This window comes from Escherichia sp. WS338, assembly GCF_046486405.1.
GTDB lineage: Bacteria > Pseudomonadota > Gammaproteobacteria > Enterobacterales > Enterobacteriaceae > Escherichia > Escherichia coli.
The window spans coordinates 1-22917 of the sequence record NZ_JBJQLL010000029.1 but is presented as its reverse complement, the minus strand read 5'-3'; the positions used below and the strand labels follow the sequence as shown (position 1 = coordinate 22917).

Annotated in this window: 17 protein-coding genes and 1 pseudogene; 6 read left to right on the top strand and 12 right to left on the bottom strand. The window is 51.8% G+C overall.

Translation table 11 applies throughout. The annotated features are described in order from the left end of the window. Positions 1-17: 17 nt before the first annotated feature. From gspC to glcD, 10 genes are all read right to left on the bottom strand, one after another. Positions 18-977: a type II secretion system protein GspC gene (gspC, locus tag ACJHWT_RS19740; protein WP_001696202.1), complete on the bottom strand. Its 960-nt coding sequence runs from the start codon at positions 975-977 to the stop codon at positions 18-20. A 17-nt stretch (positions 978-994) separates the two neighbouring features. Then, entirely contained in the window at positions 995-1405 is a 411-nt protein-coding gene (gene gspS2, locus ACJHWT_RS19735; RefSeq protein ID WP_001298257.1) for a type II secretion system pilot lipoprotein GspS-beta, read from the bottom strand. Positions 1406-1470: 65 nt separating this feature from the next. Further along, positions 1471-2280: a prepilin peptidase PppA gene (pppA, locus tag ACJHWT_RS19730; protein ID WP_001318036.1), complete on the bottom strand. Its 810-nt coding sequence runs from the start codon at positions 2278-2280 to the stop codon at positions 1471-1473. Positions 2281-2442: 162 nt separating this feature from the next. Beyond that, entirely contained in the window at positions 2443-6999 is a 4557-nt protein-coding gene (sslE, locus tag ACJHWT_RS19725; RefSeq protein WP_001034482.1) for a lipoprotein metalloprotease SslE, read from the bottom strand. A gap of 484 nt (positions 7000-7483) precedes the next feature. Next, positions 7484-9166, bottom strand: a complete 1683-nt coding sequence (glcA, locus tag ACJHWT_RS19720; RefSeq protein ID WP_000259302.1) for a glycolate permease GlcA — start codon at positions 9164-9166, stop codon at positions 7484-7486. Between the two features lie 355 nt (positions 9167-9521). Then, positions 9522-11693 (bottom strand): malate synthase G, encoded by a 2172-nt coding sequence (gene glcB, locus ACJHWT_RS19715; RefSeq protein WP_000084114.1) that lies wholly within the window; start codon positions 11691-11693, stop codon positions 9522-9524. Positions 11694-11714: 21 nt separating this feature from the next. Beyond that, entirely contained in the window at positions 11715-12119 is a 405-nt protein-coding gene (locus tag ACJHWT_RS19710; protein WP_000853256.1) for a GlcG family protein, read from the bottom strand. A 4-nt stretch (positions 12120-12123) separates the two neighbouring features. Then, entirely contained in the window at positions 12124-13347 is a 1224-nt protein-coding gene (gene glcF / locus ACJHWT_RS19705) for a glycolate oxidase subunit GlcF (RefSeq protein ID WP_001194810.1), read from the bottom strand. Positions 13348-13357: 10 nt separating this feature from the next. Further along, complete coding sequence (gene glcE / locus ACJHWT_RS19700; RefSeq protein ID WP_000943091.1) at positions 13358-14410, bottom strand: glycolate oxidase subunit GlcE; 1053 nt, start codon at positions 14408-14410, stop codon at positions 13358-13360. Further along, the gene (glcD, locus tag ACJHWT_RS19695; protein WP_001696208.1) at positions 14410-15909 is read right to left on the bottom strand and encodes a glycolate oxidase subunit GlcD; all 1500 of its coding nucleotides are present in this window, start codon (positions 15907-15909) and stop codon (positions 14410-14412) included. Before glcD ends, glcE begins: the two co-directional genes overlap by 1 nt. 250 nt (positions 15910-16159) lie before the next feature. Here glcD and glcC point away from each other — a divergent pair, with 250 nt between their 5' ends. After that, positions 16160-16924 carry a transcriptional regulator GlcC gene (gene glcC / locus ACJHWT_RS19690; protein WP_001314155.1) on the top strand — a complete coding sequence of 255 codons (765 nt, stop codon included), beginning with the start codon at positions 16160-16162 and terminating at the stop codon, positions 16922-16924. A gap of 6 nt (positions 16925-16930) precedes the next feature. Here glcC and yghO read toward each other — a convergent pair whose 3' ends face one another. After that, positions 16931-18073 (bottom strand): protein YghO, encoded by a 1143-nt coding sequence (yghO, locus tag ACJHWT_RS19685; RefSeq protein WP_001318038.1) that lies wholly within the window; start codon positions 18071-18073, stop codon positions 16931-16933. Positions 18074-18443: 370 nt separating this feature from the next. Between yghO and ACJHWT_RS19680 the strand changes: the two genes are divergently transcribed. From ACJHWT_RS19680 to spt, 4 genes are read left to right on the top strand one after another with little or no spacing between them, the layout of a single operon-like run. Beyond that, positions 18444-20168 carry a fatty acyl-AMP ligase gene (locus ACJHWT_RS19680; RefSeq protein ID WP_206746051.1) on the top strand — a complete coding sequence of 575 codons (1725 nt, stop codon included), beginning with the start codon at positions 18444-18446 and terminating at the stop codon, positions 20166-20168. Continuing rightward, positions 20165-21079 (top strand): NAD-dependent epimerase/dehydratase family protein, encoded by a 915-nt coding sequence (locus tag ACJHWT_RS19675; RefSeq protein ID WP_001077189.1) that lies wholly within the window; start codon positions 20165-20167, stop codon positions 21077-21079. Before ACJHWT_RS19680 ends, ACJHWT_RS19675 begins: the two co-directional genes overlap by 4 nt. Positions 21080-21110: 31 nt before the next feature. Continuing rightward, positions 21111-21359, top strand: coding sequence for an acyl carrier protein (locus tag ACJHWT_RS19670; RefSeq protein ID WP_000248097.1), 249 nt, complete (start codon positions 21111-21113; stop codon positions 21357-21359). Beyond that, positions 21359-22531, top strand: a complete 1173-nt coding sequence (gene spt / locus ACJHWT_RS19665; RefSeq protein WP_000524954.1) for a serine palmitoyltransferase — start codon at positions 21359-21361, stop codon at positions 22529-22531. The genes ACJHWT_RS19670 and spt overlap by 1 nt, the downstream gene beginning before the upstream one ends. 34 nt (positions 22532-22565) lie before the next feature. Here spt and ACJHWT_RS19660 read toward each other — a convergent pair. Further along, positions 22566-22805 (bottom strand): annotated as a pseudogene (locus tag ACJHWT_RS19660) (hypothetical protein); the annotation flags it as partial. A 56-nt stretch (positions 22806-22861) separates the two neighbouring features. Between ACJHWT_RS19660 and ACJHWT_RS19655 the strand changes: the two are divergent. Then, positions 22862-22917 (top strand): IS1 family transposase (locus ACJHWT_RS19655; RefSeq protein ID WP_097491765.1); only part of this gene is annotated, 56 nt, incomplete at its 3' end.

Genomic DNA, 22917 nt, shown 5'->3' with positions numbered 1-22917 from the left:
TCCTGGATTAAATGCGGTTAGCGCAGTGCGATGGAAATGTCGTAGCGCGCACCCTTGCGTAAAACCGTAAGTTGAATGGAATCCATTGAAGGTAACTGCCGCATCAGAGCAATCATTGCTCGTGGATCAGTGAAATCCTGCTGATTTAGTGCAATGGCGATATCGCCTTCCCTGAAACCGCTGGCATCGAACAGAGAACGATCTGCCCCCGGCTTCACTGCATAACCGACAATTCCCTCCTTACGCACAGGCGTAAGCTGGATATAGTTAAAAATTTTCTGCGGATCTTTCGCCAGTGCCTGACGCACGGCAGCCGGGATCTCAACTGGCGCACTGGCAGCAGGCTCAGCAACAGCTTGCTTTGCTTCGTCGCTGACGGCTTTTTTGCTGGTGACCGCCACAGGGGGGCGTTCCTCCTCTGCCAGACTCAGACGTTCCATTTTCCCCTGATAGCGCAGCATCACATGGTCGCGGTTGATTTCCTCAATCACTGCGTTGTGAGAGCCAAGCCGTTCACCCTGCAAATAGACCTGCTGTTTGCCGCCTTCTTCAATCACCGCGCCGGGTCTGGCACCAAAGGCGATCCCACGCAGCACCACATTAAGACGCGTTTCTGCCACAGGCGCAGATTCAGGTTGTTTTACCGGTGCGGCGACGGGTTGATATTTGCCAAACCAGTTTTGTTGGCTGACTAATTGCACGTCATTTTTATCGAACGGTTTTGCATCCGCACGGAGCGGTTTATTCGCCGATGAGGAAACCACCGTATATTCCGCAGAAAAGGAGAAATAGCGCCAGAGTGAATACGCCATTTTTGCAGAAATAATAAGCAGCATGAGCCAGAACATCCCGCGCACCATTTTTCGCAGATGCTCTTTGTCTGTATTAAGAGATTGTCTCTGGCTAAGAATGTGACGAATTTTAGTCAGCCATTGAATGAGATAAATTCGTGCGTCACGAAAAACAACCCGCGCCAATTTATATCTACCCGACGTTATGCTTTGACTATTCCACAGGTGGTACGATCCAGTTTCCGCTGATACTGGTTACCTGTACGTGTATCATTAATCGTTATGCTGTAATTAATTCCCTCGGTGATCATTAATTTCACCGTTGGGTCAGCGCACATTTGTCGTTGATAGCTGGTTAAAAAGGCGTCAGGTGTCTGCGTGGTCTGAGTACCCGATTCGCTGATAATGGTCATTTTTACCGTCGTGCCACTACTTTGCGCCAGCACTAAGGTATATCCCGCAGATTTAATCGGCAGGTTTTGGCTGATATTTTGCGCCTGTTTTTTCGCCAGTAAACTGGCGTTTTCATTATGGCTGGCGCAGCCACTTAATAATCCTGTAACGCTCAACAATAGCGATATTAATACCCTCCCTGGCATTTGTTTTATCGACATGGTAAATAATCTCTAAGGTTATTAATAAGAGTTAAAATGTCACTTTGATAATGACGTTGTTATCATTAAAACAATGCCTGTAGATAAAGTGTTGCTATACCGCCCAGACTTAAACACGGTCCAAAAGGCAGTGTGGTTGATCCTCTTTTTGTAATAACGGCATATATCAGGCCGCAGCATGAGGCGATTAAAGCAACGTTGGGCAGTGATAACGCCCCCACCCAGCCACCTAAAGCGGCGAAGAGTAATACATCGCCCATGCCTAATGCTTCTTTACGCAGAACTATTCCGGCTATCCAGCGCAGGGAGTAAAAAGTGATAAATCCCACCAGTACGCCGGTGACTGCGTCTTGTAGCGTGAGCGGACTCTGCTGCGCCCATGCCGCAATTAGTCCCGTCCACAATACGCCCTGAGTAAAAACATCGGGCAGCCATTGGTTATCGAGGTCAATGACGCTCGCGGCAATCAGCCAGGCGGATAATATCATCACCGCCAGCGCCCATCCACTTTCCGGCCACACCAGGCTCGCCAGCAAAAAAGCGAGTGCCGTCAATAACTCCACCAGCGGATAACGCTTGCTGATTTTCGCCTGACAGTCGCGGCAGCGCCCTTTGAGCATCAACCAGGAGAGCAGCGGAATATTGTCACGAACGCGGATAGTCTGCTGGCAATGCGGACAGTGCGAGCGTGGCAGCGCCAGGCTTATTTTTGACTGCGTACTCGGCGTTTCACCATGAAACTCCGCCATTTGTTGGCGCAGCATGATGGGGTAACGCCAAATCACCACATTCAAAAAACTGCCGATGATCAATCCTCCGACGGTTGCCAGTATGGGCATCGCCGCGGGGTATTGCTGAAAAACATCAAAAAGCATGGTTAAAGGTTGTTTGTTGTAACTTGCCGGATGCGGGCCTGCGGGTGTATGCCATATGGCTTTCCTCCAGGCCGATAAGCTGGCGCATCGGGCATATGTGTTGACCCGATGCGCCTTATATCATGCCGGATGCGGCGTGAACGCCTTATCCGGCCTACAGGCTTACTCGGCAGACATCTTATGCTCGGTAACCTTGTTAATGGTTTCCGGCCCTTTTTCCGGTTTCGGCAGCTTGAGTGACGCCAGCGTGCTGTAAGCCGAAGAGCTCACACCGCCCTGGAAACTCATCTCCGTTGCTCCCGGCAACTGGTAAGCACTTGCACCCGGATTCCATTTCTTAAAGAACTCCGAAAGATCCGTCTGGGCGACCCAGGAGGCACACAGCATCAGCGTGTCGGCAGCGTTACCATTGGATTCAGCACAGTAATTCTTGCCACCAAAGGTGCTGTTACCAACATCATCGCCGCGTGCTTTACGATGCATCAACTGGAACAGGTTCCAGCCTTTCATCCCTTCACGCTCGCTGTAGAACGCTGGCAGCTTGCCATCTGGATACCACTTCGTGATATCAAAGTTTTCCTCTGCCCACTCCTTCAACTGTGCGTACATCAGCAGACGGTCACCCGCACCGCCGCGCGCCCATGCCTGACCGTTGCTCTCCTCCAGATATTCCGGCGCGACAGTAATATCGTCAGCGACACGGTTCATCTTGCCGAGATAGCGATCCTGCATGTACAGCGCCAGCACGTTGTTCGCTACTTCAGTTGCGCCAGGAACAGTCAGCGGCGTTTCGGCGGCGTTGTGACCAACTTCGTGCCAGATCAGCCAGTCGTTCAGCGGCGTCGTCGGCAGCGTGGTGCTGTTCGTCGAGAAGCTGCTGTTCATTACCGGATAACCCGAATGCGCATCACCGATGGAGATCTGCACATCGTTGGTGAAACGATGCTTGTGGCCCGTCAAGTTTTTATAGGTAAACATCCGGTGCTTACCGTCTTCATCATTACGACCGTAGAAATCATTCATCGAGCTGGCAAAGGTATCCAGATCTTTAGCGAATTCTGCTACACCACCAGTGAAATTGCTGGCCTCAAGGTTCTTCTTCGGCGTGGTATAGACGAACGACGCAGACTCCAGCTCGCCCAGCGGCGCCGGTGAGTCCAGATCGTTTTTCCATTCGCCGTCTTTATAGAACGGCGCTTTTACTACACCGGTAAAGGTGAAGTTAGCAGAAACATCATCCTTACTGTCGCCCTTGATATAAATCAGACCACCATAAGGCACCTTGAAGGTCACTTCACCGTTAGCCTCCAGAGTATACGTTTTAGTCACTCTTGGCGGACGGTTCAGCGCAACTTCATGCTTCTCACGTCCAGTCAGGTCGTCAGCCAGCGCCACGGTAACAGTCACTGGGACTGACGCCGAAGACTTAATGGTGACGTCCTGCTGGGCCGGTGCCCACAGGCCGGTTGACTGCATGTTACCCGCAAACCATTTGGTCGGATTCGAGTACAGGCTGATGTTTTCCGTAACGCTCTCACCCTTTGCCGATACGGATCCTGGGTACTTCTCCACATCAACCTTAATGTTCAGATCCCACCAGGAACGGCCCAGCATCAGACGCGTCAGCGGTTTTTCCATATAGTTGAGCGGATAGCTTGGGTTCATCATGCCCGCTTTGCTGCTACCGTCACCGTAGATCATGTTGTTATCGACCAGCGATTTTTTCAGATCTGCAGAGCACTTGGTGCCGCCTGCATAGGCATCATTGGCGTAGCAGTTCAGGAACTCGGTGAACGTTTTAAAGCCCAGCTCATCTTCCTTGCCCTCTTCGTAACGATATTTCGTATCGTTCCACAGCCAGACCGACATGTTCTGGTACAGACGTTCCAGATCAACACTGTTCAGACGCTCACCTTTACTGCCTTTGGTACGGAAATAAAGCTCATGCTGATACAGGCGCTGAATGTTGGTGCCTAAATCCGCCGCCTGCACCATCGCTTTCGCGGTGTCGGCGTCAAGATTCAGTTGCGTATAGCGCGGAACATACATGCCACCTGTTACCGGAACATCCGTGCCTGGGCGGCGCTCCAAACAGTTAATCTCGTAATGGTAAGTCGAGTCCTTACACTCCTGTAACCCAGGAAACTTCTCAAAGATTTTTGCCTTTGCCGCTTCCAGAGATTCTTCTGTTGTGTATTCCGCTTCATCAATAAAGGCATAACGCGTTACCTGTTTGCCCTCAACTTCCTCCTGCCAGCTCGCAACTTCCAGTTTCGGCTTGTCATCAGGCTTGTTGTCTTGCTGGTATTTCCAGGTCACTTCCCCTGTATTTGGGTCGATGGTGTACGGCGGTTGCGCGCCGTCTGCAGCAGGATAACGTTCATAAACCCAAATGCCAGTCGCGCGACGCTGACGAACGCGATCCGGATACCCTTGCGGATCGTTGTTCACCACCGATTTGTTCAGAGCCATTGACAGACCCGCGGCATCCAGCAGACGCACAAAACTGGACGCGCTCTCTTCCTTAAGATTGCTCATCACGTTTTCCATGATCAGCACCGAGCCACCTTTGTTCAGATAAGCGATCAGATCGGTCACATCCTGCTGAGTCAGCTTCGGTTTGCTGGTATCTGCACGCAGAGGCACAGCATAGGGATCGCCAGACCACTGAGTCACATATTCAAAGCCGTTGAGGATCAGCAACGGAATCTCTTCCGGATTCAGATCGCCATAGCTGGTCAACTGTTTAACCGTGATACCAGTGAAATCCTCATGGAAAGCAAATGGTGCACTATTTCCCAATACCTGGCCCGCTTTTTTGAAATAAACGTTCTCCAGGTTGGTGCCGACAGTCATGATGCTCTTGGTATTTGGCTGCCAGATGTCATTTGACAAGTAGCGCAGGACGTTCTGCATAAAGTGCTTCATGTCATCAGAATCACCGCTGAGCGTACACTCACCTTTACTATTAACACCACCGCCCCAACTGTAACCGTTCGGGCAACGCAGGATGCTGTTGTAGTGCGGGTTACCGATAACCATCAGTTTGCCTTCACCGACTTGCCCCAGCGAAATAAACGGCAGGTTGAAAGTCGCAGTATCGCGCGTAACGTTCTCTGGCTGCACAATGGAAGGCGCTTCCGTAATGTACGCCAGCTCATTTTTATCCCAGGCGCGTTTTTCGCCAAACGCCAGCCAGTAGTTTTTATCATTACGCGCCATCAGAATCGGGAATGCCGAGTTGGAGATATTTACCACCGCCTGACCGCGCGCGTTACCGGTGCTGCCATAGAAGTTGGTAGAGTCATGGAAGACGTGGAACTTGCTGACAGATTTGTAACTTGTATCCACACCCCACAGCTTGTTGATAACGCCCTGAATCTGGCCGTCATTAACATTGCGCGTCGTCAGCGAGAACCAGCGAGCCTCGTTACAACCGTCGGTTTTCGCACAAATCGCGGTATCGATCTCTTTGGCTTGACCCGTCTTAAACTGCTCAATAAATTCGTTTGGCAGATTAACAACTTGCTCACCTTCATCCAGCGTCGCACCGTTGGATAACGAGAGATTGATAATCTCGTTGATCACGTTGGGATATTCGGCAAAGACCTTGCGTACATCGTCCGGCACAACACGGGTATTATTTTGCCCGGTCGTCGAATAGCGATGAATAAGCTGATCAATATTCGCGCCGCGAACTTCGTCGCCCAGCTCAGTCAACGCAATGGTCGACTTATTGCCGCGTACTGAGCCCAGTTCAAAGGTGTCGATACCAAAGGAGATGGTTTCGCCCCAGCTGAAGTTGAATTTGCCGTTTTCGCCAGTTACGCCACGGCCTGAGCTGGTGTAGTAATTTACGCCAACCACACCATTGCCCATGCTATCTACCAGTCGGCCTTCAGAGAGAATGATTTCCGTAGGTTGATACTGATAAAACTGTTCCGCGTTAGCCGACACGAAGGAAGCGTTCAGATCCGGTTTTGTTCCCGGAGTGGTGACGGGCACGACCGGTGAAGTATGAGTGGATGGCGCTTTATCGGTCGCGGCATTGTTTTCCACCTCTTCATTGACCAGCTTTTTGAACTCTTCCGGTGCCAGATCGATTTGCTTATACAGCGAGTCGAAGCGTTTACTCTCGATCACTGAGGAGAACTCCAGGCACACCTGTTCTGTATCCGCCGGGCAACTGTTCATGGAGGTGACTAGCGAGAGCGCATTGCTTTTCTTGTCATCGGAAGCCGCCAGTTCTTGCGCGTCCTCAAGACTAAACGACACTTTTTCAACCGCACGCAGGCTACGCGCAGCTTCTGACTGAGTGTTGAAGGTGGCAATTGTCGTGTTACCCGCCACGCAAGTAACGTCCTCACCAGGTGTAAATGTAAAGCCATCGCTGGATTCACCATTACAGGTAGCACCAGTTACCCGCTGGCTTCCGCCCAGGGTCAGATAACCCGTTTTCGTAGGAACAGGTTCTGGCTCCGGTTCTGGCTCTGGATCAGGTGTCGGTTCCGGCGTTGGTTCTGGGTCCGGCGTTGGCTCAGGCGTCGGCTCCGGGTTTGGTGTTGGATCAGGTTTCACTTCCGGCAAAGACCCTGTTCCAGAATCTACAGGCGGCGTATCGGAGGAAGATCCGGAGCCACCGCCATCACAACCGGCTAACAGGGTTGCGCTCAAAATAGCCGCTAAAAGCGATTTCTTATATTTAAATTTCTTATTCATTAATAACGCAAGTGACAAAACAATGTTAAAAAATTCGTAACTGGGAGAAATAGTTTTATGCTTTATCTTCTTTAATAACTTCCTCCATTCTTAAGAAAACGGCATCATTGATAGAAAAACAGGTAAAATTTATAAGAATAACCCCTATTCGATGTCTGGATGGTTATTTTTACGAAATTTCAATAAACAAAAAATTAACAACCATTCACAACGTAACTATATAAATTTGTTGGTAGTTTTAACGATTAAGATTGCAAAAGCAACAGATAGAACGGTGTTTGCTCATCAAGCGAACATAATTAGTACAGACTTGTTTTGCGTGATAAAAAATAGATGTTCTCACGATCTTAATTATTTAGCAGGTTATCTAAACACAAAATATTATTGCCGCATGGATAATAAAGCGAGAAATAATTTTCAATTAATAAGACAGAATAATGTAAATGAAGCCGGATGATATTAACGATCATCCGGCATTATTGATTTACGAGACTAACATCCCAGTAAACACATACGCCTGCAACAGCGTGATAATGCCGATAACGCTGGCAAAAATCAGACTGTGCTTCACGGTGTAGCGGAACAGTTCAGATTCCCGGCCCACCATGCCCGTCGCGGCGCAGGCCACGGCGATAGATTGCGGGGAGATCATCTTGCCAGTTACGCCGCCGCTGGTATTTGCTGCCACCAGCAGTGTGTCAGAGACGTTGATTTGCTGCGCCGTGGTCGATTGCAGTGAACCAAACAGGGCGTTAGAGGAGGTGTCCGAGCCGGTAAGGAATACCCCCAGCCAGCCGAGGAATGGCGAAAAGAACGGGAACATCACGCCTGTACCTGCCAGTACCAGCGCCAGCGTGGTGGACATACCGGAATAGTTGGTGACGAAGGCGAACGCCAGCACCATGCCAATCGACAATATCGGCCACTTCAGACTAATTAGCGTTTCGGCAAAGACGCCAATCCCTTTCTTGATGCCCACGCCGAGGATGAAGATAGAGATAATCGCCGCAATAAAAATAGCGGTGCCGCCAGCCGAGAGAGGGTCGAATTTAAACACCGCATCCATTGGCGTTGGTTGGGCGACAATGGGTGCCGCTTTCAACACTTGTTGATGCAAATGAGGGATCTGGAAATTAATCACCAGTGAATAAAACGCGCCGCCCGGAGCAAATAACGCTTTAAACGGCTTCATGGTCCAGATGGTGACCAGCACCGTTAAGATTAAAAACGGTGACCACGCACGAATGATTTGCCCCAGACTATATTCTGAAGGCACGGGACCGCCAGAAGATGGTTTATTCACCACCATCGCTCCTGCGGATTGTCCCATGCTGATTGCCGTTTCGGTATTTTTCGGCCGCCAGACTTTAAGGAATAAAGCGAGTGAGACGATACTCACCAGCGCCGAAGTAATATCCGGCAGTTCCGGACCAATATAGTTAGAGGTAAAGAACTGCGTGACAGCGAAGCTTCCCCCAGCAACCAGCGCCGCTGGCCACGTCTCTTTCACCCCTTTCCAGCCGTCCATCATTGCTACCAGCCAGAACGGTACAAGAACCGACAGGAACGGTAACTGACGTCCCGCCATTGCGCCAATGTGGAACGGATCGATTCCCGTTACCTGACCGGCGACCAGAATCGGCACGCCCAACGCACCAAACGCCACCGGCGCAGTATTGGCAATCAGACACAGCCCCGCCGCGTATAACGGTTTGAAGCCCAGGCCCACCAGCAGCGCACCGGTAATCGCCACCGGCGCGCCAAAGCCAGCCGCCCCTTCCAGCAGCGCACCAAAGGAGAAACCAATCAGTAACACCTGCAAACGCTGATCGTCGGTGATGGAGATAACCGAGCTGCGGATAATATCGAACTGGCCGCTGGCAACGGTTAATTTATACAGGAATACCGCCGCGACAATAATCCACGCAATAGGCCATAAACCATAAATAAAGCCATAGCCCGCAGCAGCAAATGCCATATCAATCGGCATTTTAAAGGCGAATATCGCAATCAGAATAGATAATATAAGGGTTATTGCTCCAGCGACATGTCCTTTCAGACGTAATACCGCGAGTGCAACGAAGAAGAATATTATTGGGATCAGGGCGACCAGAGCGGATAGCCCCAGTCCTCCCATCGGCATATACATTTGGGTCCAGGTAACCATATTGTTCAGTCTCTTATTATCTTTATATGCTTGATATACTTAAGGTTGTAATAAGCAAAAGAGGACTGAACTGTAAAATATAGGCGTTATACTTTACAGCAACAGTACGCCGCTAACGCAATTGCTACCTCTGGCATAACAAGTATATCGGGTAAGGGTTTCTGTTCCGCACACGCAGGCGCAGAGTATCGTTAAGATGTCCATATTGTTGTTTTAATCCCGCTAGTGATGCGCTACGGGTATTTAATATTGTTAACCCCTGATAATCGCTCCGGTTATTTCCGGGATAAATGTACTACCGCAGTTACTATCATAGCCCCGACAATAAATCTTGCCGGGGCTTTTTTTGACGCTATTAATGATTTTCTTTTTCGCGTAAACGCCATGCGTGTAATAACGGTTCGGTATAGCCGTTTGGCTGTTTCACTCCGAGGAAGATCAAATCGCAGGCAGCTTTAAAAGCACACGAGTTAGCGAAATTCTCCACCATTGGACGATAAGCCGGATCGCCAGCGTTTTGCTGATCAACCACTTTCGCCATATTCTCCAGCGACGCCTGCACCTGATCTTTGGTCAGAATACCGTGACGTAACCAGTTGGCGATATGCTGGCTGGAAATACGCAGCGTTGCGCGGTCTTCCATCAACGCCACGTTGTGAATATCCGGCACTTTTGAACAACCAATCCCCTGCTCCACCCAACGCACCACGTACCCCAGAATCCCCTGCACGTTGTTATCCAGCTCTTGTTGGATCTCTTGCGCCGACCAATTAGCGTTTTCAGCAACCGGAATAGTCAGCAGATCGTCCAGCAGCGGTTCAAATTCAGCATTGAACTCGGTCTGGGCAATGTTGGCTTGCACGCTCTGTACGTTGGTTTGGTGGTAGTGTAGCGCATGGAGCGTAGCGGCAGTTGGCGACGGAACCCAGGCCGTGTTTGCCCCGGCACGCAATTGGTCGCCCTTCTGGCTGTACATGTCTGCCATCAGGTCCGGCATTGCCCACATGCCTTTACCGATTTGCGCTTTTCCACGTAGCCCACAGAACAGACCGGAAAGCACGTTATTACGTTCGTAGGCTTTGATCCACGGCGTCGATTTCATCTGGTTTTTACGCAGCATCGGGCCCGCTTCCATCACCGAATGCATTTCATCGCCGGTACGGTCGAGGAAACCGGTATTGATGAACGCCACGCGGTTGCGCGCCTGAGCGATACAGCTACGCAAGTTCAGCGAGGTCCGGCGTTCTTCATCCATAATGCCCATTTTCAGGGTATTCGGTGCCATACCGAGCATTGTCTCAACGCGGGAAAACAGTTTGTTGGCGAACGCCACTTCCTGCGGACCGTGCATTTTCGGTTTCACAATATAGACGCTGCCAGTGCGCGAGTTTTTCTGCACTTTTAAATCATAGAGGGCAATCGCGCCAGTCATGACGCCATCAAGAATGCCTTCCGGGATTTCATTGCCTTCGCTGTCCCAAATCACAGGAATGGTCATCAAATGACCCACGTTGCGGATAAACAGCAACGAGCGTCCGTGCAGAGAAATTTCAGATCCATCGGCGGCAGTGTACTGACGATCGTCATTCAGTTTACGCACGATTTGCCGACCGTTCTTCTCCATTTTCTCTTGCAGAGTCCCCTGCATCAGGCCCAGCAGGTTGCGGTACAGCAGGATTTTATCTTCCGCATCAACCGCCGCAACCGAATCTTCGCAGTCGAGAATGGTACTGATGGCCGCTTCGACGATAACATCGTTGATGTGCGCCGAATCGTCTTTGCCAATCCGCCCGTTGGCATCGATTTGTAGCTCAATATGCAGGCCGTTATTTTTCAGCAAAATGCAGGTCAGCGCAGCAGTATCGCCACGGTAACCGACAAACTGTGCTGGAGTACGTAACGTGGTTTCTTTACCATTTTTCAACTGGATGCGTAATTGTTTATCGACCACCTTAAACGCCACCACATCCTGATAGCTGCCGTTTTCCAGCGGTAGTGATTCATCGAGGAAACGCCGAACCCAGGCGATAACCTGCTCACCACGCTGCGGATCGTAGCCGCTGACCATCGCCCCTTCCTGCGGGATGATGTCACTGCCGTATAACGCATCGTACAGTGAGCCCCAGCGAGCGTTCGCCGCGTTCAGCGCGTAGCGGGCGTTCATCGCCGGAACCACCAGCTGTGGCCCCGCCTGACTGGTGATTTCGCTGTCGATGCCCGTGGTTTCCACCGTAACGTGGTCAGGCTGTGGCACCAGGTAGCCCAGTTCACGCAGGAAAGATTTATAGGCCGCTTTATCTTTTACCGGCCCCGGATTGCTGCGATGCCACTCATCAAGCGCCGCCTGAATGCGATCACGCTCTGCCAGCAACTGACGATTCTCTGGCGCCAGATCGTGAACGATCTCATCAACATTGCGCCAGAACGCGGCAGCGTCCAGTTCCACGCCCGGCAAAACTTCTTCATCCACAAAACGTTTAAAATTGGCGTCAATGCGTAAACGGCCCTGGGTTATGGTTTGACTCATTGTTTCTCTCCTCGTTTTCGCTTATTTCGCCAACACCGCTGCTGCCGCTTTCGCGACCTGCGCATCCTGTGCTCCGGTTAAACCAGAAACGCCCACGGCACCAATAATTTGCCCATCAACAACAACCGGTACGCCGCCTTCCAGCGACGTCAGTAACGGCGCAGTCACGAACGCGGTACGTCCGTTGTTCACCATCTCTTCATAGCCCTTAGTTTCACGACGCCCCAGCGCGGCGGTACGCGCTTTCTCCTGGGAGATGTAAGCCGCAATCGGCGCGCAATCGTCCATGCGACTTAACGCCAGCAGATGACCGCCGTCATCGGCAACAGCAATGGAAACAGACCAGTTGTTTTTCTGCGCCTCTTCCTGACCTGCGGCAATAATTGCACTCGCCATTTGCTGGCTAAGAATGACTTTAGTTTTCATTTTGTTATTCCTTTTCAAGGGCTTGTTCTACAATTTCAATCCAGTGACGCACAGAGGTACGACCGGCGCTCGCCAGATGCGTCTGGCAACCAATGTTGGCGGTGACGATCATTTCCGGTTTGCCGCTTTCCAGCGCATTCATTTTGTTATCCCGCAGCTGGCGTGCCAGATCGGGATGCGTTAACGCATATGTTCCCGCTGAACCGCAGCACAGATGGCTGTCGGGAACGTCCGTTAAGGTAAATCCAAGACGAAATAACACTTTTTCCACTTCGCCGTTCAGCTTTTGCGCATGTTGTAGGGTACACGGGCAGTGGAAGGCCAGTTTTTTATCGCCGCGAATTGCCAGTTTTTCCAGTGGTTCCTTGCGCAGAAGTTCGACTAAATCGACCGCCAGCTCACTGACCTGACGCGCTTTATCGGCATACAACGCATCGTTTTTCAGCATCTGCCCATACTCTTTAACGAACGCGCCGCAACCGCTGGCGGTTTGCAAAATTGCCTCGGCACCTGCTTCAATCGCGGGCCACCAGGCATCAATATTATTGCGCGCCCGCGCTAACCCTTTCTCTTGCGCATTAAGATGATAGTCCACCGCGCCACAACAGCCTGCTTCGTTAGCTGGCATGACGCTGATCCCCAGACGATCCAGCACTCGCGCAGTTGCCGCGTTGGTGTTGGGCGAAAGCGTAGGCTGGGCGCAGCCTTCCAGCATTAAAACCCGACGCTTATGGCGCAGCGGTGGACGCGGTTTAGCTTTCACGGTTTCAGCAGGCAGTTTTGCTCTGACCTGTTCCGGTAAAAACGGTCGCAGCACCAGCCCTACCTGCGTCAGCGCACGGAAGACCGCCGGACGCGGCACTACCTGGCGCAATCCTTCGCGCAGCATTCGCTCCGGCAGTGGGCGTTTCACTTTCTGCTCGACAATATCACGCCCGATATCCAGCAAATTGTGATAACACACACCAGAAGGACAGGTGGTTTCACAATTGCGGCAAGTGAGACAGCGATCGAGATGCTCCTGTGTTTTAAGCGTGACTTCGTTGCCTTCCAGTACCTGTTTAATCAGATAGATGCGCCCGCGCGGCCCGTCCAGTTCATCGCCCAGAAGCTGATAGGTTGGGCAGGTTGCGGTACAAAATCCGCAGTGAACACAGGCGCGCAGGATGCTGTCGGCTTCCAGCGCGCGCGCGTTCTGCCGCATCTCTTCTGTTAATCGGGTTTGCATAGCCTGCTCCTCAAAGTTCCGCGTACATGCGACCGGGGTTAAACACGCCGCAAGGGTCGAGCTGCTGTTTAAGCTGCTGGTGATAGCGGAATAAAGGAGCCGGTAGCGGGGCAAAACCACCATCTCCGGCACTAAAGCGGGTCGCATGACCGCCAGCGTTGCGGGCGATGCGATGGATTTGATTGTCATCGGCTGTCGATTTCAGCCAGCGTAGCGCCCCGCCCCAGTCGATCAGTTGCTCGCCGGGTAAATCTATCATCGGCGCATCGCTGGGTAAGGAAATGCGCCATAAGGTACCTGGTAACGAGAAGAACGGCAGTTGTTGTTCACGCAATTGCTGCCAGAACTGACCCGCAACCTCTTCGCCCCCCAGCAGTTCACGCGCTGCTTTTACCGATCCACCGCCGCCCTCAAGGCGGATCCACAACGCATTGTCGAAGTAACATAAGCCACTAATGGGTAATGGCTGGAGTTGCCACTGGGCGATTTCATTCATGGCTTCTTGCAGGCTGATTTCCCGACGCAGACTCAGGGTGGCGCGTGGTCGCGGTAACACTTTCATCGAGATTTCAGTGAGCACGCCAAGACAACCGTAGCTTCCGGCCATTAACCGTGAGAGATCGTATCCGGCAACGTTTTTCATCACTTCGCCACCAAAACGCAGATGTTTTCCAGTGCCGGTAATGATGCGCGTGCCGAGGACAAAATCGCGGACCGAACCACTCCACGGGCGACGCGGCCCCGCCAGCCCGCAAGCGACCATCCCGCCCCAGGTGGCTTCTTCACCATAATGCGGCGGCTCGCAGGGGAGCATTTGCCCGGCGCTCTCCAGCGCTGCTTCAATCGCCACCAGCGGCGTTCCGGCACGCGCGGTTATCACCAGCTCGGTCGGGTCGTAATTAACAATGCCGCGATGACAACGCACATCCAGCGTTTGCCCGGTGACAGGGCGACCTAAAAAGGCTTTGCTATTGCTGCCCTGAATCACCAGCGGCGTTTTATCGCTAATCGCCTGATTCACCTGCTCCAGCAGCGCCTGGCTGTAATCACACTCGCGTAGCATCAGAAACGCTCCAGTTCAGGAAAAGGTAAATGACCGTGATGCACATGCATGGCACCAAATTCAGCACAGCGGTGTAGCGTGGGAATGTTTTTTCCTGGGTTCAGCAAACCATCGGGGTCAAACGCCGCCTTGACCGCATGGAAGGTCGTGATTTCATCGCTGTTGAACTGGGCGCACATTTGATTGATTTTTTCGCGCCCGATGCCATGTTCCCCACTGATGCTGCCGCCAACTTCAACGCAGAGTTCGAGGATCTTCCCGCCCAGTTCTTCCGCGCGGGCAAATTCACCGGGTTCGTTGGCATCGAAAAGGATTAACGGGTGCATGTTGCCGTCTCCGGCATGAAAGACGTTGGCAACGCGTAAATCATATTGCTGCGATAAACGGGCAATGCCTTCCAGTACGCCAGGCAGGGCGCGGCGCGGGATGGTGCCATCCATGCAGTAGTAATCCGGGGAGATACGTCCTACCGCCGGGAACGCATTTTTGCGACCGGCCCAGAAACGTACTCGCTCTGCTTCGTCCTGTGCCAGACGGACGTCAGTCGCACCCGCGTTCAACAAGATGTCGTTAACTCGCTCGCAGTCTTCCTGTACGTCAGACTCCACGCCGTCCAGTTCGCATAACAAAATCGCTTCGGCATCGACGGGATAACCGGCATGAATAAAATCTTCCGCCGCGCGAATCGACAGGTTATCCATCATCTCCAGCCCGCCGGGGATAATGCCATTGGCGATGATGTCACCAACCGCAAGTCCGGCTTTTTCTACCGAGTCAAAGCTGGCTAACAGAACCCGCGCCACGGGCGGCTTCGGCAGCAGTTTTACCGTCACTTCGGTGGTCACGCCGAGCATACCTTCCGATCCGGTGAACAGCGCCAGCAGGTCAAAACCAGGCGAATCCAGCGCATCCGATCCCAGCGTCAGCGCCTCGCCGTCCAGCGTTTGCACTTCAATTTTCAGCAGGTTCTGTACGGTCAGACCATATTTCAGGCAGTGAACGCCACCGGCATTTTCCGCCACATTGCCGCCAATTGAACAGGCGATTTGTGAGGAAGGATCCGGCGCGTAATAGAGATTATGCGGCGCAACGGCCTGGGAGATCGCCAGGTTACGCACGCCCGGCTGCACGCGCGCGCGGCGACCAACGGGGTTAATGTCGAGGATCTCTTTAAAGCGCGCCATCACCAACAACACACCTTTTTCCAGAGGCAGCGCGCCACCAGAAAGCCCGGTGCCTGCACCACGGGTCACGACCGGTACACGCAGGCGGTGGCAGACAGCCAGAATCGCCGTCACCTGTTCCATCTGCTTTGGCAAAACAACCAGTAATGGACGCGTGCGATACGCGCTCAACCCGTCACACTCGTAAGGAATGATCTCCTCATCGGTATGCAGGATCTCAAGTCCAGGGACATGCTCACGCAGTGCCATCAGTACCGATGTGCGGTCGACATCGGGTAAAGCGCCATCAAGACGCTCTTCGTACAAGATGCTCATGAATAGGCTTCGCTTTGTTGTGTTGTGTGGCAGCTGATTTTTGCGCGCTGCTTCTGTGAACAGTTATTAAGCGGGCTTTTCGTTTTCGTCTATCTCTTTAGCTACCGGTCAGACCATTTTTTTTCCAGCTCTGTGACCTTGCCTTGGTTAACTTAATGTTAAATTGATGTAACATAATCACTTGCGTGATGTGCGTGTTTTGCGAGTTAAGAACAGAAAAATTGGTCCTACCTGTGCACGAGGTCCGGGAATGAAAGATGAACGTCGCCCTATTTGCGAAGTGGTTGCAGAGAGTATCGAACGGTTAATTATCGACGGCGTGTTGAAGGTCGGTCAGCCGCTTCCCTCGGAACGTCGACTGTGTGAAAAGCTCGGCTTCTCACGCTCCGCACTGCGTGAAGGGCTGACCGTGCTGCGCGGGCGCGGGATTATTGAAACGGCGCAGGGTCGCGATTCTCGTGTCGCACGGCTTAATCGGGTGCAGGACGCCAGCCCGCTGATCCATCTGTTCAGTACGCAGCCGCGAACGCTGTACGATCTGCTCGACGTTCGCGCATTACTGGAGGGCGAATCGGCAAGGCTGGCGGCAACGCTGGGAACCCAGGCTGATTTTGTTGTGATAACCCGCTGTTATGAAAAAATGCTCGCCGCCAGTGAGAACAACAAAGAGATTTCGCTGATCGAACATGCGCAGTTGGATCACGCTTTCCATCTCGCCATTTGTCAGGCTTCTCACAATCAGGTGCTGGTGTTTACGCTGCAATCATTGACCGATCTGATGTTTAATTCAGTGTTTGCCAGCGTAAATAATCTCTACCATCGACCACAGCAAAAAAAGCAGATCGATCGCCAGCATGCGCGGATCTACAACGCGGTGTTGCAGCGGCTGCCGCACGTCGCCCAGCGCGCAGCACGTGATCATGTGCGGACCGTGAAAAAGAATCTCCACGATATCGAGCTGGAAGGCCACCATTTGATTCGCTCGGCGGTGCCGCTGGAGATGAAGCAGGGGTGACTGCCATCAAATCTGCTTTTCATACAATCGGTAACGCTTGTACGGCTCCGCCCCAATGCGTTCCAGCATGTTATTCATGCCTGTATTGGTTTCGAGGATCCATGACATCTCCAGCGCATCGATCTTCCGACGGGCAAACGGATCGCGTAAGGCTTCAATCAATAACAGCGCAATTACCGGGCCGATGCGGCTGAACTGATACTCGTCCCGCACGCCCATCAGCGGCACTCGCGCAGTTCGCACACCGCTGACTTTCAAACGCCACAGCAATTTTGCCCAGCCGAAGGGAAAGAGCGATCCGTTCAGATCGGCAATCGCCTCGTTGATGTTCGGCAAGCCAACAATAAACGCGCAGGGTGCAGAATCAATCTCAGCGATGTAGATCATATCGTCCGGCACCAGATATTTAAGTTGATCGCCCATGGTCGCGAATTCATGTTCGGTAAACGGCACAAATCCCCAGTTGTGCTGCCAGCCAGAATTGAAAATCTCACGCAGGATCTGTATCTCTTCGGCAAACCGCTGGCGATTGATGCAGCGAATGGTCACTTTTTTGCGCACCTGATCCATCAGTTTTTTTAGCGCCGGAGAGAAAGTGAGATCGGTTCGCTGCATCCACCACGCCAGTAAATCAATGCCTTTGTGATAACCCAGTTGTTCAATATGCGCGGCATACCACGGTTTACCGTGTGGCATCATCGCACTGGGTGGTGTATCGAAACCTTCAATCAGTAATCCGCTTTCCTGATTGATATTCAGGCTGAAAGGACCGCTGATCTTACTTGCACCTTGTGACTTCAACCACGCTTCCGCTGCGCCAAACAACGCGGCAAAAACCTGCGGATCATCAATGGCGTCAATCATGCCGAAATGACCGGTATCTTTGCCGTAACGCTCGCGGTGCAAGGTATCGATTTGCGCGGTAATACGCCCAACTATCTGCCCCGCTTTTTTTGCCACCCACGCCTGCCAGATGATATGGTCCGTCCCCGGATTTTTCGCAGACAAATGCTCGTTGCGTTCAATGAATAAAGGGGGTATCCAGTTTGGATCGTCGGGATAAAGTGATGACGGAAAAGCGATAAATGCCTTAAGGTCATTTTTATTAATTACTTTTTCAATTTTAATCATCAGCAGATCGCATTCCATAGTTCTGTGGGTAACAAATAATTAACGGTGACAAACAGGTTGCAACAGCAACGAACGGCACCTTAACAATCAACCCAATGAATACAAACGACGAATAAATAGTATTATTAATGATTACGATAAGGTCAGAGACTACACAGAAGCGCCACAATGCCTTTTGTCGATTTAAGGCGACCGGACAAGGCTTCTTCTTAATATATTCATAAATTAAATATCATTCACAATAAAAACAAAAAAACTCAAACTCATTATTTAAATCAATGTTCATTTTCACACTGATGAAAATACTATCTCATTTATCTTTTATGCCTATATAATCCACCGCATTATTGTCATTTTATTTTTGATATCCAATTTTTTCGTGGTGTATATGTCTAATAAAATCTTTACGCATTCCCTACCTATGCGCTATGCCGATTTTCCAACGCTGGTTGATGCTTTGGACTACGCCGCTCTGAGTAGCGCCGGAATGAATTTTTATGACAGACGTTGCCAACTTGAAGATCAACTGGAATATCAGACGTTAAAAGCGCGTGCCGAAGCTGGTGCGAAGCGGTTGTTATCGCTGAACCTGAAAAAAGGCGATCGCGTGGCGCTGATTGCCGAAACGAGTAGCGGGTTTGTAGAGGCTTTTTTTTCCTGCCAGTGTGCCGGCTTAGTCGCCGTCCCGTTGGCGATTCCAATGGGCGTCGGTCAGCGGGATTCCTGGAGCGCCAAACTGCAGGGTTTACTGGCAAGTTGCCAGCCCGCAGCCATTATCACTGGTGATGAGTGGTTACCGCTGGTCAATGCCGCGACGCATAACAACAACCCCGAATTACATGTTTTAAGCCACGCCTGGTTTAAGGCATTACCGGAAGCCGATGTTGCGCTCCAGCGTCCAGTTCCGAACGATATCGCCTACCTCCAGTACACCTCCGGCAGCACCCGTTTTCCCCGTGGCGTCATTATCACCCATCACGAAGTGATGGCTAATCTACGTGCTATAAGCCACGATGGCATTAAATTACGCCCTGGCGACCGCTGCGTCTCCTGGCTGCCTTTCTACCATGATATGGGACTGGTCGGCTTTCTCCTGACCCCCGTCGCCACGCAGCTTTCAGTAGATTATTTGCGCACTCAGGATTTTGCCATGCGTCCTCTGCAATGGCTTAAATTGATCAGTAAAAATCGCGGCACCGTTTCCGTTGCACCGCCGTTTGGCTATGAATTGTGCCAGCGCCGCGTGAATGAAAAAGATCTCGCTGAACTGGATCTTTCCTGCTGGCGCGTCGCTGGTATTGGAGCAGAACCGATCTCCGCAGAACAACTCCATCAATTCGCTGAATGTTTTCGTCAGGTTAACTTTGACGATAAAACTTTCATGCCGTGCTACGGACTGGCAGAAAATGCGCTGGCTGTCAGCTTCTCTGATGAAGCCTGCGGGGTTGTGGTTAACGAAGTGGATCGCGACATCCTCGAATACCAGGGTAAAGCCGTCGCGCCGGGTGCTGAAACACGCGCCGTATCGACTTTCGTCAACTGCGGTAAAGCGTTGCCGGAACATGGCATTGAAATCCGCAATGAAGCAGATATACCTGTCGCGGAACGTGTGGTAGGCCATATTTGCATCTCCGGCCCCAGCCTGATGAGCGGGTACTTTGGCGACCAGGTTTCGCAAGACGAGATTGCCGCGACGGGCTGGTTAGACACCGGCGACCTCGGTTATCTGCTGGACGGTTATCTGTATGTCACCGGACGCATTAAAGATCTGATTATTATTCGTGGCCGTAATATCTGGCCGCAGGATATTGAATACATTGCGGAACAGGAACCGGAAATTCATTCTGGCGATGCGATTGCTTTTGTTACCGCCCAGGAAAAAATCATTTTGCAGATCCAGTGTCGGATCAGCGACGAAGAACGTCGTGGGCAGCTTATCCACGCACTGGTAGCACGGATCCAAAGCGAATTTGGCGTGACCGCGGCTATCGATCTGTTGCCGCCCCACAGTATTCCCCGAACGTCCTCCGGCAAGCCTGCCCGTGCGGAAGCGAAAAAACGTTATCAGAAGGCTTATGCTGCAAGCCTTCATGTGCAGGAATCCCTGGCATGAATCAAACTGTCGCGGTGACGGGCGCTACCGGGTTTATCGGTAAATATATTATCGATAACCTGCTCGCCCGCGGCTTTCACGTTCGCACATTGACGCGTACTGCCCGCGCTCACGTCAATGATAATCTCATCTGGGTGCGCGGTTCGCTGGAAGATACACATTCGCTTAGCGAACTGGTTGCCGGAGCCAGCGCGGTGGTCCATTGCGCCGGACAAGTGCGCGGACACAAAGAAGAGATTTTTACCCGCTGTAACGTTGACGGCAGCCTGCGCCTGATGCAAGCGGCAAAAGAGAGCGGCTTTTGCCAACGTTTTCTGTTTATCTCTTCGCTGGCGGCGCGCCATCCCGAACTCTCCTGGTACGCAAATTCCAAACACGTCGCCGAACAACGACTGATCGCAATGGCTGACGAAATTACGCTGGGCATTTTTCGCCCGACAGCCGTGTATGGTCCCGGCGATAAAGAGTTAAAACCGCTGTTTGACTGGATGCTGCGCGGCCTGCTGCCACGACTTGGTGCGCCAGATACACAACTCTCTTTCCTGCACGTCACCGATTTTGCGCAAGCAGTGGGTCAGTGGTTAAACGCCGAAACTGTACAGACGCAAACCTATGAATTATGCGATGGCGTCGCTGGCGGCTATGACTGGCAACGCGTACGACAGCTTGCCGCCGAAGCCCGTTGTGGTTCTGTGCGGATGGTTGGCATTCCTCTGCCGCTACTCACCTGCCTTGCGGATATCAGTACTGCGTTGAGTCGCCTGGCAGGTAAAGAACCTATGCTGACCCGCTCGAAAATTCGTGAATTAACCCACGCCGACTGGTCGGCAAATAATAACCGTATTTCTGAAGATATTAATTGGTTTCCCGGGATTAGCCTGGAACACGCATTACGCAACGGGCTATTTTGATTGTCTTGTTTAAAGGTGTGTTAACGTTTCTATGGTAAATCGTGAAATAGTAATGGATTACATCCTTTCCTGTTTACAGGATTTGGTCGAAAACGGTGTGGAAATTAAGCCCGACAGCGATCTCGTCAACGATCTTGGCCTGGAGTCGATCAAAGTGATGGATCTCTTAATGATGCTGGAAGACAGATTCGATATTTCCATTCCTATTAATATTCTGCTGGATGTCAAAACCCCTGCGCAATTAATGGAAACTCTACTTCCATGGCTGGAGAATAAATAATGGGGCTATACGATAAATATGCGCGCCTTGCTGGCGAGCGCCTGCAATTTAGTGACAACGGGTTAACACCATTTGGCACCTGTATTGATGAAGTGTATTCCGCCACCGAAGGCCGGATCGGCAATAAAAAAGTGATTCTGGCCGGGACCAATAATTATCTCGGTTTAACCTTTAATCATGATGCTATCCGCGAAGGTCAGGCAGCGTTAGCGGCCCAAGGCACTGGCACCACCGGTTCTCGTATGGCAAACGGCAGTTATGCGCCGCATCTGGCGTTAGAGAAAGAGATTGCCGAGTTTTTCAATCGCCCTACCGCTATCGTTTTTTCAACCGGTTATACCGCTAATTTAGGTGTCATCAGCGCACTTGCCGACCATAACGCCGTGGTGTTACTGGATGCCGACAGCCACGCCAGTATTTATGACGCCTGTTCTCTCGGCGGCGCAGAGATTATTCGTTTCCGCCATAATGACGTCAACGATCTGGAACGGCGCATGGTCCGCCTCGGTGAACGGGCGAAAGAGGCGATTATTATCGTTGAAGGCATCTACAGTATGCTCGGTGACGTTGCGCCGCTGGCAGAAATTGTTGATATCAAACGTCGTCTCGGTGGTTATTTGATTGTCGATGAAGCACATTCGTTTGGCGTGTTAGGCGCAACAGGCCGCGGACTGGTTGAAGCCGTTGGCGTTGAAGACGACGTGGATATTATCGTCGGCACCTTCAGTAAAAGTTTGGCTTCCATTGGTGGTTTTGCCGTGGGTTCAGAAGCGATGGAAGTGCTGCGCTACGGCAGCCGCCCGTATATTTTTACCGCCTCTCCTTCTCCGTCCTGCATTGCGACCGTGCGCTCGTCGTTAAGAACCATTTCCACACAACCAGAGCTGCGGCAAAAACTGATGGATAACGCCAACCATCTGTATGACGGTCTGCAAAAACTGGGTTATGAGTTAAGTTCACATATTAGCCCGGTAGTGCCAGTAATAATCGGTTCGAAAGAGGAAGGTTTACGCATCTGGCGCGAGCTTATTTCGCTGGGCGTTTATGTGAATCTTATCCTGCCACCTGCCGCGCCTGCAGGCATCACGCTGCTGCGCTGTAGCGTAAACGCTGCCCACAGTCGTGAGCAAATCGATGCCATCATTCAGGCATTTGCTACTCTGAAGCAGTAATGTGAGCCCGCTGTGGTGTTGCGCCACGGCGGGTTTAATGTTGTCTGTCATACCAATACACCAGGCTCAACGCCACCAGCACAAACGCTACCGGTAAACCGAGCGCGGTAACAGGTGCGCTCAACGCAAATAACAATCCCAGATTGACCATGATTTGATAGCTGATCCAGGTGAGTAAGCCAACGATGACGCCTACAGCGAGACGGCTACCCATCCCAGGCGAACGCGGGGCGCTAAAGGTAAACGGCACAGCCAGCAAAATCATCGCCAGGGTCGGTGATGCTGCCAACTTACTGATTTAGTGTATGATGGTGTTTTTGAGGTGCTCCAGTGGCTTCTGTTTCTATCAGCTGTCCCTCCTGTTCAGCTACTGACGGGGTGGTGCG

Bases quoted from the DNA above. Each gene is read 5' to 3' on its own strand.
- gspS2 (WP_001298257.1), bottom strand. From the start codon at position 1,405: ATGTCGATAAAACAAATGCCAGGGAGGGTATTAATATCGCTATTGTTG.
- pppA (WP_001318036.1), bottom strand. From the start codon at position 2,280: ATGCTTTTTGATGTTTTTCAGCAATACCCCGCGGCGATGCCCATACTG.
- sslE (WP_001034482.1), bottom strand. From the start codon at position 6,999: ATGAATAAGAAATTTAAATATAAGAAATCGCTTTTAGCGGCTATTTTG.
- glcA (WP_000259302.1), bottom strand. From the start codon at position 9,166: ATGGTTACCTGGACCCAAATGTATATGCCGATGGGAGGACTGGGGCTA.
- glcB (WP_000084114.1), bottom strand. From the start codon at position 11,693: ATGAGTCAAACCATAACCCAGGGCCGTTTACGCATTGACGCCAATTTT.
- ACJHWT_RS19710 (WP_000853256.1), bottom strand. From the start codon at position 12,119: ATGAAAACTAAAGTCATTCTTAGCCAGCAAATGGCGAGTGCAATTATT.
- glcF (WP_001194810.1), bottom strand. From the start codon at position 13,347: ATGCAAACCCGATTAACAGAAGAGATGCGGCAGAACGCGCGCGCGCTG.
- glcE (WP_000943091.1), bottom strand. From the start codon at position 14,410: ATGCTACGCGAGTGTGATTACAGCCAGGCGCTGCTGGAGCAGGTGAAT.
- glcD (WP_001696208.1), bottom strand. From the start codon at position 15,909: ATGAGCATCTTGTACGAAGAGCGTCTTGATGGCGCTTTACCCGATGTC.
- glcC (WP_001314155.1), top strand. From the start codon at position 16,160: ATGAAAGATGAACGTCGCCCTATTTGCGAAGTGGTTGCAGAGAGTATC.
- yghO (WP_001318038.1), bottom strand. From the start codon at position 18,073: ATGGAATGCGATCTGCTGATGATTAAAATTGAAAAAGTAATTAATAAA.
- ACJHWT_RS19680 (WP_206746051.1), top strand. From the start codon at position 18,444: ATGTCTAATAAAATCTTTACGCATTCCCTACCTATGCGCTATGCCGAT.
- ACJHWT_RS19675 (WP_001077189.1), top strand. From the start codon at position 20,165: ATGAATCAAACTGTCGCGGTGACGGGCGCTACCGGGTTTATCGGTAAA.
- ACJHWT_RS19670 (WP_000248097.1), top strand. From the start codon at position 21,111: ATGGTAAATCGTGAAATAGTAATGGATTACATCCTTTCCTGTTTACAG.
- spt (WP_000524954.1), top strand. From the start codon at position 21,359: ATGGGGCTATACGATAAATATGCGCGCCTTGCTGGCGAGCGCCTGCAA.